Source organism: Microterricola gilva (genome assembly GCF_004217495.1).
GTDB lineage: Bacteria > Actinomycetota > Actinomycetes > Actinomycetales > Microbacteriaceae > Microterricola > Microterricola gilva.
In genome coordinates this window covers 1,355,361-1,367,625 of sequence record NZ_SHLC01000001.1, presented here as the reverse complement: position 1 = coordinate 1,367,625, position 12,265 = coordinate 1,355,361, and the positions used below count along the sequence as shown (strand labels likewise).

Below are 12,265 nucleotides of genomic sequence, written 5' to 3'. Positions count from 1 at the left end.
GCTCCCGGCACCGGATCAGCGCCGTGTCTGCGCCGAAATGCGTCTACCGCGCCGGCTTGGCGTAGACCGCCTTGACGATGAGCCACGAGACCAGCAGCAGGATGGCATAGAGCGGGACACCCATCAGCAGCTTGGTGATGGCGAGGCCCTCGACATTGCCGGCGAAGTACAGCGGGAGCTGCACGAGGAGGCGGGCGGCGAACAGCCCGAACCAGCATGCGGTGAGCAGCTGCATCGCCTGGAATCGTCGCTTGTTGTTGCGCCAGGCGAGGCCGTCGCCCATGAGGTAGCCGACGGCGAGGCCGATCAGCGGCCAGCGCACGAGCATCGACACCAGAAGCGCGCTCGCGTAAATGGCATTGGTGATGAGGCCGAGCACGAAGTTGTCTTCGCCGCGCCCCGTCCAGAGTGCGAGCGCTGCGGAGACGACGACGCCGATCAGGCCGGCGACGGCCTGCATGACCGGCGTCTTGCCGATGATGCGCAGCAGCGTGAAGACCACGGCGAGGGCGACGGAGACGCCGAGGGCCCAGACCAGGTCGTTTGCGAAGGTGTAGATGACGAGGAAGACGAGGCCCGGGATGATCGTCTCCGCCATGCCGCGGATGCCGCCGAGTGCGGCGAGCATGTCCCGTGGCGAGAGTTTCTCGTCGTCGGCGAGCTTGCCGAGCCCGGCCTTGCGCGCCGCGTCGGCGAGTTGGTTGCCGAAGGTCGCCGCGACCTCAGGAGCCTGCTCGCCCTCCGGCCCCGTGTCCTTGTTCTCAGACACTGGTCGGTGCATCGCCGGCTGGGGCAGCCGGCATCCGAAGCGGAATGAGGTCGCGCGGGGGCATCGGGGTCGTGCCACGCACGACGACGATGCTGCGGAACAGCTCCTCGACGGCTGCAGCCGCGTCGGGGTTGACCGCCGCCTCACCCGCGATGACGCCGCGGAGGAACCAGCGCGGTCCGTCGACACCGACGAAGCGGGCCAGACGGGTGCCGCCGGCGGTGCCGGAACCGGCCGCGACGGGGATCTGGGCCAGGAGCTCCGGACCGAACGCACCGTCGCGCAGTGTCGTCGTTCCACCCTGACGGGCGATCTGCTCGGAGATCTGCTCGCGGATCTCGTGCCACAGCCCGCTCGAGCGGGGAGCGGCGAAAGGCTGCACCTGCAGGGTCGAGTTGGCGTAGTCGAGGCCGATGGCGACGACGCGCTTGCTCTCCTCCTCGATCTCGAGGCGGAGGTGCAGGCCCTCGCGGGGCAGGATCTTCACGCCGCCGAGGTCGACGTAGGGGCGAACCGGGTTCGCCTCGCTGTCGTCGAGCGGGCCGTTCTCTGCGCGGTCCTCCGGTGCGGACTTGGGGTGTTCGACCGGCAGATCGCCGGCGCTCTCGATGTCGCTCATGCGATACCTCCTGAAGTTGGGGTGCCCGCGATCGGGCTGGTGCCTGTCGAGCCGAATCCGCCATCGCCGCGGGCGCTGCCTGGCAGCGTCTCGACCGGGATGAAGTTCGCCCGGGTGACGGGCATGATGATGAGCTGCGCGATCCGATCGCCTGCGGCGATCTCGAACGGTGCACTCGTGTCGGTGTTCAGCAGCGCGACCTTGATCTCGCCGCGGTAGCCGGCGTCGACGGTGCCTGGACTGTTCACGATGGTGATGCCGTGCTTGGCCGCGAGGCCGCTCCGCGGAACGACGAATGCGGCGAAGCCGTGAGGCAACGCAATCGAGACGCCGGTGCCGACGAGGGCACGCTCCCCCGGGGCCAGAGTCAACGACTCCGCCGAGTGCAGGTCGGCTCCCGCATCGCCCGGATGGGCGTAGTGGGGAACGACGGATGCCGTGATCAATACTTCAACGCTTTCAGCCACGTGTCGAGGGTAGTGCAGAACTCTGATCGAATAGAGCCATGCCCGTTAACAATGACTCGTCAGCTCCCGCATTCAGCGAACGGCTGTGGCCGAACCCGTGGATGTTCATCTCCACGGCCCTCGTCATCCCAGCCAGCATCCTCGTGCTCGCCCCCATCAGCATGCCGGCCGGCATCGTCACGGCCATCGTGCTCTACGCCGGCTGCGTCGCGCTGTTGCTCCTCGCGTCTCCGCGCATCACGGTCGCGGACGGGATGCTCACGGCCGGACGGGCCGGCATCCGCCTCGACCAGCTCGGGGAGGCGTCAGCCTGTGAAGGCGCTGAGGCTTTTGCCGAACGCGGGCCCCGGCTGGATGCACGGGCATGGATGCTCATTCGCGGCTGGGTGAAGTCGGTCGTACGCGTGCCGCTGCTCGACGAGGCAGACCCGACGCCGTACTGGCTGATCTCGAGCCGCCGCCCAACAGAATTGGCCGCCGCGATCAATCGATCGCGACGGCCAGAAACTGATTCGCCTGCTGCCTAGGCTGCGCACTCCAGGCAGATCGGTCCGAGCTTCGACTCGTGGTCAACCTGCGAGCGGTGCTTCACGAGGAAGCAGCTCACACACGTGAACTCGTCTGCCTGCGGGGGCAGCACGACCACGTCGAGGTCCAGGTCTGAGAGATCGGCACCAGGCAGGTCGAAGCCACCGGGGTTGTCGGCATCTTCGACATCCACGACGCCCGACATCTTGTCGGGTACTCGCTCCTTCAGCGCCTCGATCGAGTCAGAATCATCGTCGGTCTTCCGAGGTGCGTCGTAATCCGTTGCCATACCCATCCACTTCCATATACTGCCGCCACAACTTAAATCGGCGGGCATAGTTTGCAACAAAGCGCGGGGAATAGCAAACCCTGCTTCGCGCCTGTTTTTGCGCCCGTGCAAGAGAACTTCCGGCGCGCCCGGTGTATTCCCTCGAAATGGGCCTTGTGCGTGGCATTCTAGGCAGCGTCAGCCAGCGCGAAAGGGCTCAACGCAATGCAGGAACTGAAGGTTATCGGCGTCGAGAACGGGGCGCTTCTCGTCGCCTCAGACGAAGGCGAACGCTTCCGCATCGTCATCGACGAAGTCTTGCAATCGCGACTGCGCCAGGCGCAGCCCGAGGTGACGAACAGTCCCAAACTCTCCCCACGCGAGGTTCAGGCCTACATCCGCTCCGGAATGTCCGCCGACGATGTCGCGGCCGTCACCGGCGCATCACTGGAGTACATCCAGCGCTTCGAGGGCCCCGTCGTCGCCGAACGCGAGCACATGGTCTCGTCCGCCCTCGGCGTGCCGGTGCACACGGCTATCGACCCAGAGCCGGCCGACGATGCGATGACCTTCGGAACCGTCATCCGCGACCGCCTGGCATCACTTGGTGCGCACGGCGAACGCTGGGCCAGCTGGAAGGAGCCGGCGGGAGGCTGGGTCATCAAGCTGGCGTTCACCGCCGACGGCATCGACCACGACGCCCGCTGGGCATTCGAACCGAAGAAGCTCACCCTCTCGCCGCTGAACTCCGAGGCCGTCACGCTCTCACAGCAGGGCGAGATCAGCGGATCGCTGATCCCCCGCCTGCGCGCCGTCGGCCACGACACCACCATCGACGAGTCGCGCTTCGACAGCGGGGCGTTCACGTTCCGTGACCCGATCATCGGCGACGACCTCGGCGATGTCGTGCCCCAGCTGGAACCCGTTCCCTACGGCAGGGCGGCCGCATCGAGCCCCGCCGTCACGAAGGCCGCGATCAAGCGGGCCGACGAACCGGCTCCGTCGCTCAGCGAGACGGCCGATCTGCTCGAGGCGCTGCGTCGCCGACGCGGTGAGCGCGAGGCGGCCGCCGTCAGCGAGTCAGCCGCGACATCCGAAGCGGAGCATCTCGCGCTGCCGTTCGACACCGAACTGGACCTGCCTGCGGCCGACGCGTCGGACGACGCCGACGAGCAGCAGAGCGATCCGGAGCCGAGCAACCCGACACTCCGCCTCTGGGGTGCGGCCAGCAGGCCGACCAGTGCCTCAACGACACCGCAGGCAGCACCGGCGCCTGCACCTGCACCGACCCCGGCTCCCGCGGCGGCTCAGGCTCGCGGCAAGAAGGGCAGGGCATCGATGCCGAGCTGGGATGAGATCGTCTTCGGTGCCCGCACCGACGACGACCTCGCCTAGACCGACTCCCGCTCTGGCTCCTGCTCGGGCTCGGGCTCCTGCGCTCGCCTGCGGCCCAGGGGACCGAGCCACAGCGCGAACACGCCGCCGACGAGCAGTCCCCAGAACGCCGAGCCGATTCCGGCGATCGTGACACCGGACGCCGTGACCAGGAACGTCGCGATCGCCGTGATGCGGTGCTCAGCGGCATCCAGCGCCGACGTCACCGACGTCACGAGCGCGCCGAGGAGGGCCAGCCCAGCCACCGCGGTGATCAGGATGGGCGGCGCGGCGGAGACGAGCGCGGCGGCGAAGCCGGCTCCGGCGCCGAGCAGCAGGTAGGCGAAGCCCGAGGTCACCGTGGCGATCCAGCGCTTCGAACGATCGGGGTGGGCCTCCGGGCTGGCCATCAGCGCGGCCGTGATCGCGGCCAGGTTGATCACGTGCCCGCCGAAGAACGCGCCGGCCGCGGAGGCGACGCCACTCGTCAGGAGCACCGGCCGAGGAGCGACGGAGTAGCCGAACGTCGACATGACCGCGAAACCGGGCACGTTCTGGCCGGCCATCGTCACGATGAAGAGTGGGAGCCCCAGACTCACGATGACGGCAGGGACGAACTCGGGTGCGATGAATTCCAGCCGCGGCATGGAGGACTGGGCGGTGAAGGCACCCGGCCCCGCCATGACGGCGATGCCGATCGTGGCGACGAGCATCGCGGCCGGGACGGCCCAGCGCGGAGCCAGCCGAGCGAGGATCAGCCACACCAGGATCATGGGCAGTGCGATGAGCGGCTGCTCGACCGACGCCGTCACGGGTGCGAGGCAGATCGGGAACAGGATGCCGGCGAGCATCGCGGCCGCGATCGGCTTCGGGATGCGGGTGATGAGGCGACCGAGCGTCGGCCATAGCCCGCAGAGCACGATCAGGATCGCGCACACGATGAACGCGCCGACTGCCGCGGCGAAGTTCTGGGTCGACTCGGCCGCGGCCAGGAGCAGCGCTGCTCCCGGCGTGGACCAGGCGAAGGAGATCGGGACCCTGGTCAGCCACGGCACGACGATGCAGCAGATGCCGACCGTGATGCAGAGGGCGAAGAGCCCGGACGCCGCTTGCGCATCGCTGGCGCCGACGGCGGCGAGCCCGGCGATGACCAGGGCGAAAGAACTGGCGAACCCCGTGATCGCGGCGACGATACCGGCGAAGATCGGTTGCAGAATGGGCGGAGCCTCTCGCTAGCCTCTCTAGGCCGACTTCTCTTGGCGACGTGCCTTGTGGGGAACAATCGTCGGCGCCGCGTTCTCGAGAACGGCGGCTCTGGTCACCACGACACGGGCGACTTCCTCGCTCGATGGCACCTCGAACATGATCGGGCCGAGCACTTCTTCCATGATCGCCCTGAGGCCTCTGGCACCGGTCTGCCGGAGCACGGCGAGGTCGGCGATCGCCTCAAGCGCCGACTGCTCGAACTCGAGCTCGACGCCGTCGTACTCGAACATCCGCTGGTACTGGCGCACGAGCGCGTTCTTCGGCTTGGTGAGGATCTCCATCAACGCGACCTGGTCGAGCTGCGTGACGGTGGTGACGACGGGGAGGCGCCCGATGAACTCCGGGATCAGCCCGAACTTCTGCAGGTCTTCCGGAAGCACCTCGCTGAAGAGGTTGACGTCGTCTCCCTTGGAGTGGAGCGGGGCGCCGAAGCCGATGCCCTTCTTGCCCGCACGCGAGGAGATGATGTCTTCGAGACCGGAGAAGGCGCCGGCGACGATGAACAGCACATTCGTCGTGTCGATCTGGATGAACTCCTGGTGCGGGTGCTTGCGCCCGCCCTGCGGCGGCACAGAGGCGACGGTTCCCTCGAGGATCTTCAGCAGCGCCTGCTGCACGCCCTCACCCGAGACATCGCGCGTGATCGATGGATTCTCGGCCTTCCGGGCGATCTTGTCGACCTCGTCGATGTAGATGATCCCGGTCTCGGCGCGCTTGACGTCGTAGTCGGCGGCCTGGATCAGCTTCAACAGGATGTTCTCGACGTCTTCACCGACATAGCCGGCCTCCGTGAGCGCGGTCGCGTCCGCGACGGCGAATGGCACGTTGAGGCGCTTGGCCAGCGTCTGGGCGAGATAGGTCTTGCCGCAGCCGGTCGGGCCGATCAGCAGGATGTTGGACTTGGCGATCTCGATCTCGTCCTTGACGTCGGCCGGGCCGATAGACGTGCGAGCGCGAACACGCTTGTAGTGGTTGTAGACGGCGACGGCCAGCGCTCGCTTTGCCGGCTCCTGGCCGATGACGTACTCCTCGAGGAAGCCGAAGATCTCTTTGGGCTTGGGCAGCTCGAACTCGCTGCTCACCTCGTCGCCGGATTCGGCCAGGCGCTCCTCGATGATCTCGTTGCAGAGTTCGACGCATTCGTCACAGATGTAGACGCCTGGGCCCGCGATGAGCTGCTGGACCTGCTTCTGGCTCTTGCCGCAGAAGGAGCATTTGAGCAGGTCGGCGCTCTCACCTATGCGTGCCATTCGTCCGCCTCCTCAGCGTCGCGAAACTGATGTTTCAGAACGTAATCCGAGCCTAGCCTGTGATGCCGACATCCCGCCGTTTGTGGCTCGCAGATTCTCTGGCGCGTCGCCTCCGGGGCTACTCACTCGGGGGCGAAGAGGTGGCGCAGGTACCGTTCGGGCGAATCCAGATAGCTGCGCCAATGCTGCACGATCTGCAGATCGGACCAGTCCGCCTCCCGGATGCCCCACTCCCCCAGTTCGAGGATGCGCGCCCCGGGCAGGGAGGCCAGGATCGGCGAGTGCGTCGCACAGATCACCTGGGTTCCACGCTCGACCATCTCGCGCAATCCCACCATCCAGTTCAGGGTCGACGCGAACGACAGCGCGGCCTCCGGCTCGTCGAGGCACGCCAGACCGGTGACGTAGCGCGGATGGTTGAGCTTGTTCTCGAGCAGCTCGTTGAACGACTCTCCGTGGCTGAGAGAGTGCAGATGCTGGTCTGGACTGTTCGGCAGGGCCTCGAGATAGCTGTAGTAGCCATGCATCGTCTCTGCACGCAGGAAGAAACCCCAGCGCGGCGCCGTCGGGCTCCGCTCGATGCGCAGCCAGTCGCCGAGCGGCGATTCCGTCGGGCGCGTGGAATGCGAGCCCTGATTGCTGCCGCCTTCCGGCGGCAAGCCATAGGCCGTCGCGATGCCCTCGAGCAGAGTCGACTTGCCGCTGCCGTTCTCCCCGACCAGGAACGTCACCCCGGATGCCGGCTCCAGGCCGTCTCGGAGCACCTGCGCGATCGCCGGGATACTCGCCGGCCAGCTGCGATGGTCGATCTCGGCATCCGAATACGCAGAAACGCGGCGGATGGCCCGGCTGTCATACAGCCAGTCATCCGCCGCGTTCATTGCGCGAGAAGCCCGCTCAGGTCTACTTGCTCAGCGCTGCGAGGCTCTTGCGCGAGGTGAGCACCTGGTCGATGAGACCGTACTCGAGCGCCTCTTCTGCGCTGAGGATCTTGTCGCGGTCGATGTCCTTGTTCACCTGGGCCGCATCGCGGTTGGAGTGCCTGGCCAGCGTCTCCTCGAGCCAGGTGCGCATGCGCAGGATCTCCTTGGCCTGGATCTCGATGTCCGATGCCTGACCGCGGCCGGCCTCGCCGACGGCGGGCTGGTGGATCAGGATGCGGGCGTTCGGCAGTGCCAGACGCTTGCCTGGAGCGCCGGCGGCCGTCAGCACGGCGGCCGCGGATGCTGCCTGGCCGAGAACGATCGTCTGCACCTGCGGACGGATGTACTGCATCGTGTCGTAGATGGCCGTCATCGCGGTGAACGAACCACCGGGCGAGTTGATGTACATCTGGATGTCGCGGTCGGGGTCCATGCTCTCGAGCACGAGAAGCTGGGCCATCACGTCGTCGGCCGAGGCGTCGTCAACCTGCACGCCGAGGAAGATGATGCGGTCCTCGAACAACTTGGCGTACGGGTCCTGGCGCTTGTAGCCGTAGGCCGTGCGCTCCTCGAAGCTGGGCAGAATGTAGCGGGAGCCGGGTGCCTGCATGTTGGAGTATGCGGTGCCACCGAAGCTGGGTGTCGTCATAGTCGTCTCTTCGTTTCTGATCGAATTGTCGAAGCTCGGGGCTTACTTGGTTTCGGTTCCGCCGCCGCCGGCGACATCCAGCGCAGATTCGCGGATGTGGTCGACGAAGCCGTATTCGAGCGCCTGCTGGGCGTCGAACCAGCGGTCACGGTCGCCGTCGGCGTTGATCTGCTCGACGCTCTTGCCGGTCTGCGCTGCGGTGATCTCGGCGAGACGCTTCTTCATGTCGTTGATGAGCTGCGCCTGCGTCTGGATGTCGCTGGAGGTTCCACCGAAGCCACCGTGCGGCTGGTGCAGCAGCACGCGGGCGTTCGGCGTGATGTAACGCTTGCCCTTCGTGCCGGCCGTCAGCAGGAGCTGACCCATGGATGCCGCCATGCCGATGCCGACGGTCACGATGTCGTTCGGCACGAACTGCATCGTGTCGTAGATCGCCATGCCGGCCGTGATCGAGCCACCGGGCGAGTTGATGTAGAGGTAGATGTCGCGCTTGGAATCCTCGGCGGCAAGCAGCAAAAGCTTGGCGGCGATCTCGTTGGCGTTGTCGTCGCGCACCTCGGAACCGAGCCAGATGATGCGGTCCTTCAGCAGTCGATCAAAAACGCTGGTGGCTACCAGAGGTTCAGCCATGTTGTCGCTCCGTTTCAGTTAACGCGGTATGTCGAATCTATCTGAGCCAACGCGCTGGAAGAGCGGTGTTCGCCGTGGGCAGATCGCGTGTCACGCGACGGCGAGCAATGCGACCCCGCCGAGCACCACTACGGCGCCCACCATGCGCTGCACCGGGTTGGGTTCCCGGTAGACCAACCAGCCGGCGAGACTCACCAGCACAACACTGAGTTCACGGGCCGGAGCGACCAACGAAACCGGCGCGAGCTGCATCGCCCAGAGCACGAGGATGTACGACAGCGGCGAGAGCAGCCCCACGATCACCGCCTCGCGCTTGAAGCTGCGCCACACCGTCACCAGTTGCGCGCGTCTGCGCAGCGCGATCGGTGCGAGCAGCACCAACTCCCCCAGCGTGCACCCGACCATGAAGGTCAGCGGCGATACGCCACCGCCGTTGACGACCGACGCATCCCAGAGGGTGTACGCCGCAATCGAGACGCCGGTGAGCAGGCCGTAGATGATGCCTGCACGCATGCGGGAGGGTGCCGCCCCCGGCATCCCCAGGCCTGCGGATGCCGCGCGCCTGCGCCCGACGGACCCGGCGAGCCCGATCGCCACGACGCCTGCCACGATCACTAGCGCGCCGAACAGGGCGAGCGGCGGCGGCCGCTCACCGAAGATGACGATCGCGAAGACGACCGTGAGGAGCGGACCGGTGCCGCGCGCCATCGGGTAGACCACGGAGATGTCGCCGGCCGCGTAGCCGCGCTGCAGCAGGAACATGTAGGCAACGTGCAGCACGGCCGACACCGTCGCGCCGAGGATGAAGGAGCGCAGCTCCAGGCCGTGCAGGCCGATGTCGACGATGGCCAGCGGCAGGTAGAACACGGTGGATGCCACCGCGCCGAGCCAGATGAAAAGCAGCCCGCTGGAGCTGGCCTTCTTCGAGGCGAGGTTCCACGCGGCATGCGCGATGGCGGCGACCACGACGAGCGTGAAGGCGAAGAGCGACATGAGATCCCTGCGGAGACGGTGAGGTCGCTTCGTCGGAACCCCTGGGAGCCACCCATCATGCCAGACGCCGGCAAACGTGCGGGTCAGGCCCCCGCGGTCAACTCCATGGCGTAGGCCCTGACGCTGCGCTGGTAGCGCGGCAGCTGGGGCACGAGGGCAAGGAGCGCCAGCTGCGTTGCCTCGAGCGCATCCCCGCGACTCGCCAAAGCGAGGGCGAGGAAGGCCGTCGCAGCGCCGGCGAGTTCGCCGTCTGGCGCCGAATCGAGTTCGTCTCGCAGCAGCGCGATGGACTCGTCGATCTTGCCGAGGTTGCGGATGGTGCTGGCGAGCTGGATCGTGGCCTGCGCCCGCTCCGACTCGGGCAGACCCAGCTGCAGCGCGCGGCGATAGAGCGGCTCCGCCTGCGCCTCCAGGCCGGCGGAATCGCGGGCGCCGGCCTTCTCGAAGAGCGCAAGCGCGTCGTCATCCCGCCACTCGGCGGCGAGCTCGTCGATGCGGTCGATGACCTCTGCGTTGTTCAGCGTGCTGTCGGCCCAGACGGCGTCGACACGCGTCTTCCATTCCGTGCGGCGGTCCATTGCTGTTCTCTTCTCTCGCGCGTTAACGAGAGCGGGGGCCGGATGCCATCGGCATCCGACCCCCGCTCACAGGAATTGTGACTACTCAGCAGCCTTGGCGTCGGCCTCAGCCTCGTCGGCCTTGGCGTCGTCGGCCTTGGCGGCCTTCTTCGCGGGGGCCTTCTTCTTGGCGGGAGCCTTCTTGGCGGGCTTCTCGGCCTCGGCCTCGGCCTCAGCCTCGTCCTCGTCCTCAACAGCAACGAACTCGCTGAGGTCGACGGGCTTGCCGTTGGAGTCGGTGACGACGGCCTTGCCGAGGATGATCGCGAGTGCCTTGTTGCGGGCAACCTCGCCGACCATGGCCTGGATCTGGCCGTTCTCGCTGAGAACCTGAACGAACTCGCTCGGGTTCATGCCGTACTGCGCTGCACCCTGGATGAGGTACTGGGACAGCTCGTCCTGGCTGACCTTGACCTCTTCGGCCTCGGCGATCGCGTCGAGCAGGATCTGGCTGCGGAAGGTCTTCTCGCTGGACTCGGTGACCTCTGCACGGTGCTCGTCGTCCTCGAGACGACCCTCACCCTCGAGGTGACGGTTCACCTCGTCCTCGACGAGGGAAACGGGAACCGGAACCTCGACGAGCTCGTGGAGCTTGTCGATGAGAAGGTCGCGTGCCTGGCCACCCTGGGCGAAGGTCTTGTTGGCCTCAACCTGCTTGACGAGGCTCTCGCGCAGCTCGGCGATGGTGTCGAACTCGCTGGCGATCTGGGCGAAGTCGTCGTCGGCGGCGGGAAGCTCGCGCTCCTTGACGGCCGTGACGGTCACCGTGATGAGAGCGGTCTCGCCCTCGCGGTCGCCGCCGAGCAGCTTCGACTCGAAGGTGGTGGTCTCGTCGGCGGAGAGGGAGTCGAGGGCCTCGTCGATGCCCTCGATCAGCTCGCCGGAGCCGACCTCGTAGGAGATGCCGCTCGCGCTGTCGACCTCGTCGTCGCCGATCTTGGCGGTGAGGTCGATGGTGACGAAGTCACCGGTCTTGGCGGGGCGGTCAACGGTGATGAGCGTGCCGAAGCGGGTGCGGAGCTTCTCGAGCTCTGCGTCAACCTCGTCGTCACCGATCTCGGTTGCGTCGACCGTGATGGCGATGCCGGAGAGGTCGGGGAGCGTGAGCTCGGGGCGAACGTCAACCTCGATCGAGAGGAGGAGGTCGCCGGAGAAGTCCTTGTCGCTCGGCCACTCAACGATGTCGGCGGCGGGGCGGCCCAGCGGGCGCAGGTCGTGCTCAGCAACGGCGAGACGGTAGAAGGTGTCGAGACCCTCGTTCACGGCGTGCTCGAGAACGGCGTTCTTGCCGACGCGCTGGTCGATGATGGCCGGCGGAACCTTGCCCTTGCGGAAGCCGGGAACGCTGACCTGCTCGGCGATGTGGCCGTAGGCGTGGGTGATGCTGGGCTTCAGCTCTTCGGGCGAGACCGAGATGGTGAGCTTGGCGCGCGTCGGGCTGAGCTTTTCAACCGAGGTGGTTGGCATTGTGGCAATTCTCCTAGACGTCAAAAGTTCTGCTGGGATGTCTCACGACGTGGTCGGGGCGACAGGATTCGAACCTGCGACCTCTCGGTCCCAAACCGAGCGCTCTACCAAGCTGAGCTACGCCCCGAGTCAGTGCCGCAACCCGTCGTACCTTTTCCGGAGACGTGCAAAAACCGCACGCTGCCAGAAAGGCCTCCGCAAGTCTACTGCACGGTTTCGGATGCCACTGCGCAGCAGTGTGAACAAAGCACCCCAAAAGCTGTACTAACATTGTTCGAGTGCCCGCAGCTGATGCAGGCATCCCGCCGGACACCGTCCGATTCGGGGCTGTAGCTTAGTGGTAAAGCCTCTGTCTTCCAAACAGATGATGCGAGTTCGATTCTCGTCAGCCCCTCTCATATAGATAAAGGCCTCCAGCTGGTTAGCTGGGGGCCTTCTTCTTTAC

At 66.4% G+C, this 12,265-nt stretch carries 14 protein-coding genes and 2 tRNA genes; 3 read left to right on the top strand and 13 right to left on the bottom strand.

Going from position 1 to position 12,265, the window contains the following annotated elements; genetic code table 11:
* Window positions 1–43: 43 nt before the first annotated feature.
* Genes EV379_RS06290 through dut form a run of 3 tightly spaced genes read right to left on the bottom strand, consistent with a single transcriptional unit; the run spans window position 44 to window position 1,855 of the window.
* Entirely contained in the window at window positions 44–769 is a 726-nt protein-coding gene (locus EV379_RS06290) for a DUF3159 domain-containing protein (protein WP_242616264.1), read from the bottom strand.
* Window positions 762–1,388, bottom strand: coding sequence for a DUF3710 domain-containing protein (locus EV379_RS06285; protein WP_055842547.1), 627 nt, complete (start codon window positions 1,386–1,388; stop codon window positions 762–764). The genes EV379_RS06290 and EV379_RS06285 overlap by 8 nt, the downstream gene beginning before the upstream one ends.
* Entirely contained in the window at window positions 1,385–1,855 is a 471-nt protein-coding gene (dut, locus tag EV379_RS06280) for a dUTP diphosphatase (RefSeq protein WP_130505385.1), read from the bottom strand. Before dut ends, EV379_RS06285 begins: the two co-directional genes overlap by 4 nt.
* Window positions 1,856–1,893: 38 nt before the next feature.
* On the opposite strand from dut, the gene EV379_RS06275 reads away from it, so the two are divergent.
* Window positions 1,894–2,382, top strand: a complete 489-nt coding sequence (locus tag EV379_RS06275; protein ID WP_130505384.1) for a DUF3093 domain-containing protein — start codon at window positions 1,894–1,896, stop codon at window positions 2,380–2,382.
* Here EV379_RS06275 and EV379_RS06270 read toward each other — a convergent pair.
* On the bottom strand, window positions 2,379–2,672 hold the full coding sequence (locus tag EV379_RS06270; RefSeq protein ID WP_055842540.1) for a DUF4193 domain-containing protein: 294 nt from the start codon (window positions 2,670–2,672) through the stop codon (window positions 2,379–2,381). The two genes, EV379_RS06275 and EV379_RS06270, sit on opposite strands and share 4 nt — an antisense overlap.
* A 204-nt stretch (window positions 2,673–2,876) precedes the next feature.
* Between EV379_RS06270 and sepH the strand changes: the two genes are divergently transcribed.
* On the top strand, window positions 2,877–4,046 hold the full coding sequence (gene sepH, locus EV379_RS06265; protein ID WP_130505383.1) for a septation protein SepH: 1,170 nt from the start codon (window positions 2,877–2,879) through the stop codon (window positions 4,044–4,046).
* On the opposite strand, the gene EV379_RS06260 is transcribed toward sepH, so the two are convergent.
* From EV379_RS06260 to EV379_RS06220, 9 genes are all read right to left on the bottom strand, one after another.
* Entirely contained in the window at window positions 4,043–5,218 is a 1,176-nt protein-coding gene (locus tag EV379_RS06260) for a benzoate/H(+) symporter BenE family transporter (protein WP_341273545.1), read from the bottom strand. The two genes, sepH and EV379_RS06260, sit on opposite strands and share 4 nt — an antisense overlap.
* A gap of 48 nt (window positions 5,219–5,266) precedes the next feature.
* On the bottom strand, window positions 5,267–6,541 hold the full coding sequence (gene clpX, locus EV379_RS06255) for an ATP-dependent Clp protease ATP-binding subunit ClpX (RefSeq protein ID WP_130505381.1): 1,275 nt from the start codon (window positions 6,539–6,541) through the stop codon (window positions 5,267–5,269).
* A 122-nt stretch (window positions 6,542–6,663) separates the two neighbouring features.
* Window positions 6,664–7,422 (bottom strand): AAA family ATPase, encoded by a 759-nt coding sequence (locus EV379_RS06250; RefSeq protein WP_130505380.1) that lies wholly within the window; start codon window positions 7,420–7,422, stop codon window positions 6,664–6,666.
* 22 nt (window positions 7,423–7,444) lie between these two features.
* Window positions 7,445–8,113, bottom strand: a complete 669-nt coding sequence (locus EV379_RS06245; RefSeq protein WP_130505379.1) for an ATP-dependent Clp protease proteolytic subunit — start codon at window positions 8,111–8,113, stop codon at window positions 7,445–7,447.
* A 42-nt stretch (window positions 8,114–8,155) separates the two neighbouring features.
* Entirely contained in the window at window positions 8,156–8,743 is a 588-nt protein-coding gene (locus EV379_RS06240) for an ATP-dependent Clp protease proteolytic subunit (protein WP_055842524.1), read from the bottom strand.
* A gap of 90 nt (window positions 8,744–8,833) precedes the next feature.
* The gene (locus EV379_RS06235) at window positions 8,834–9,736 is read right to left on the bottom strand and encodes an EamA family transporter (protein WP_130505378.1); all 903 of its coding nucleotides are present in this window, start codon (window positions 9,734–9,736) and stop codon (window positions 8,834–8,836) included.
* Window positions 9,737–9,819: 83 nt separating this feature from the next.
* Window positions 9,820–10,314, bottom strand: a complete 495-nt coding sequence (locus EV379_RS06230; protein ID WP_130505377.1) for a tetratricopeptide repeat protein — start codon at window positions 10,312–10,314, stop codon at window positions 9,820–9,822.
* 81 nt (window positions 10,315–10,395) lie between these two features.
* The gene (gene tig, locus EV379_RS06225) at window positions 10,396–11,820 is read right to left on the bottom strand and encodes a trigger factor (RefSeq protein ID WP_130505376.1); all 1,425 of its coding nucleotides are present in this window, start codon (window positions 11,818–11,820) and stop codon (window positions 10,396–10,398) included.
* Between the two features lie 50 nt (window positions 11,821–11,870).
* A tRNA-Pro gene (locus EV379_RS06220) sits at window positions 11,871–11,947 on the bottom strand.
* Between the two features lie 196 nt (window positions 11,948–12,143).
* On the opposite strand from EV379_RS06220, the gene EV379_RS06215 reads away from it, so the two are divergent.
* Window positions 12,144–12,214 (top strand) — tRNA-Gly (locus EV379_RS06215).
* Window positions 12,215–12,265: the final 51 nt, after the last annotated feature.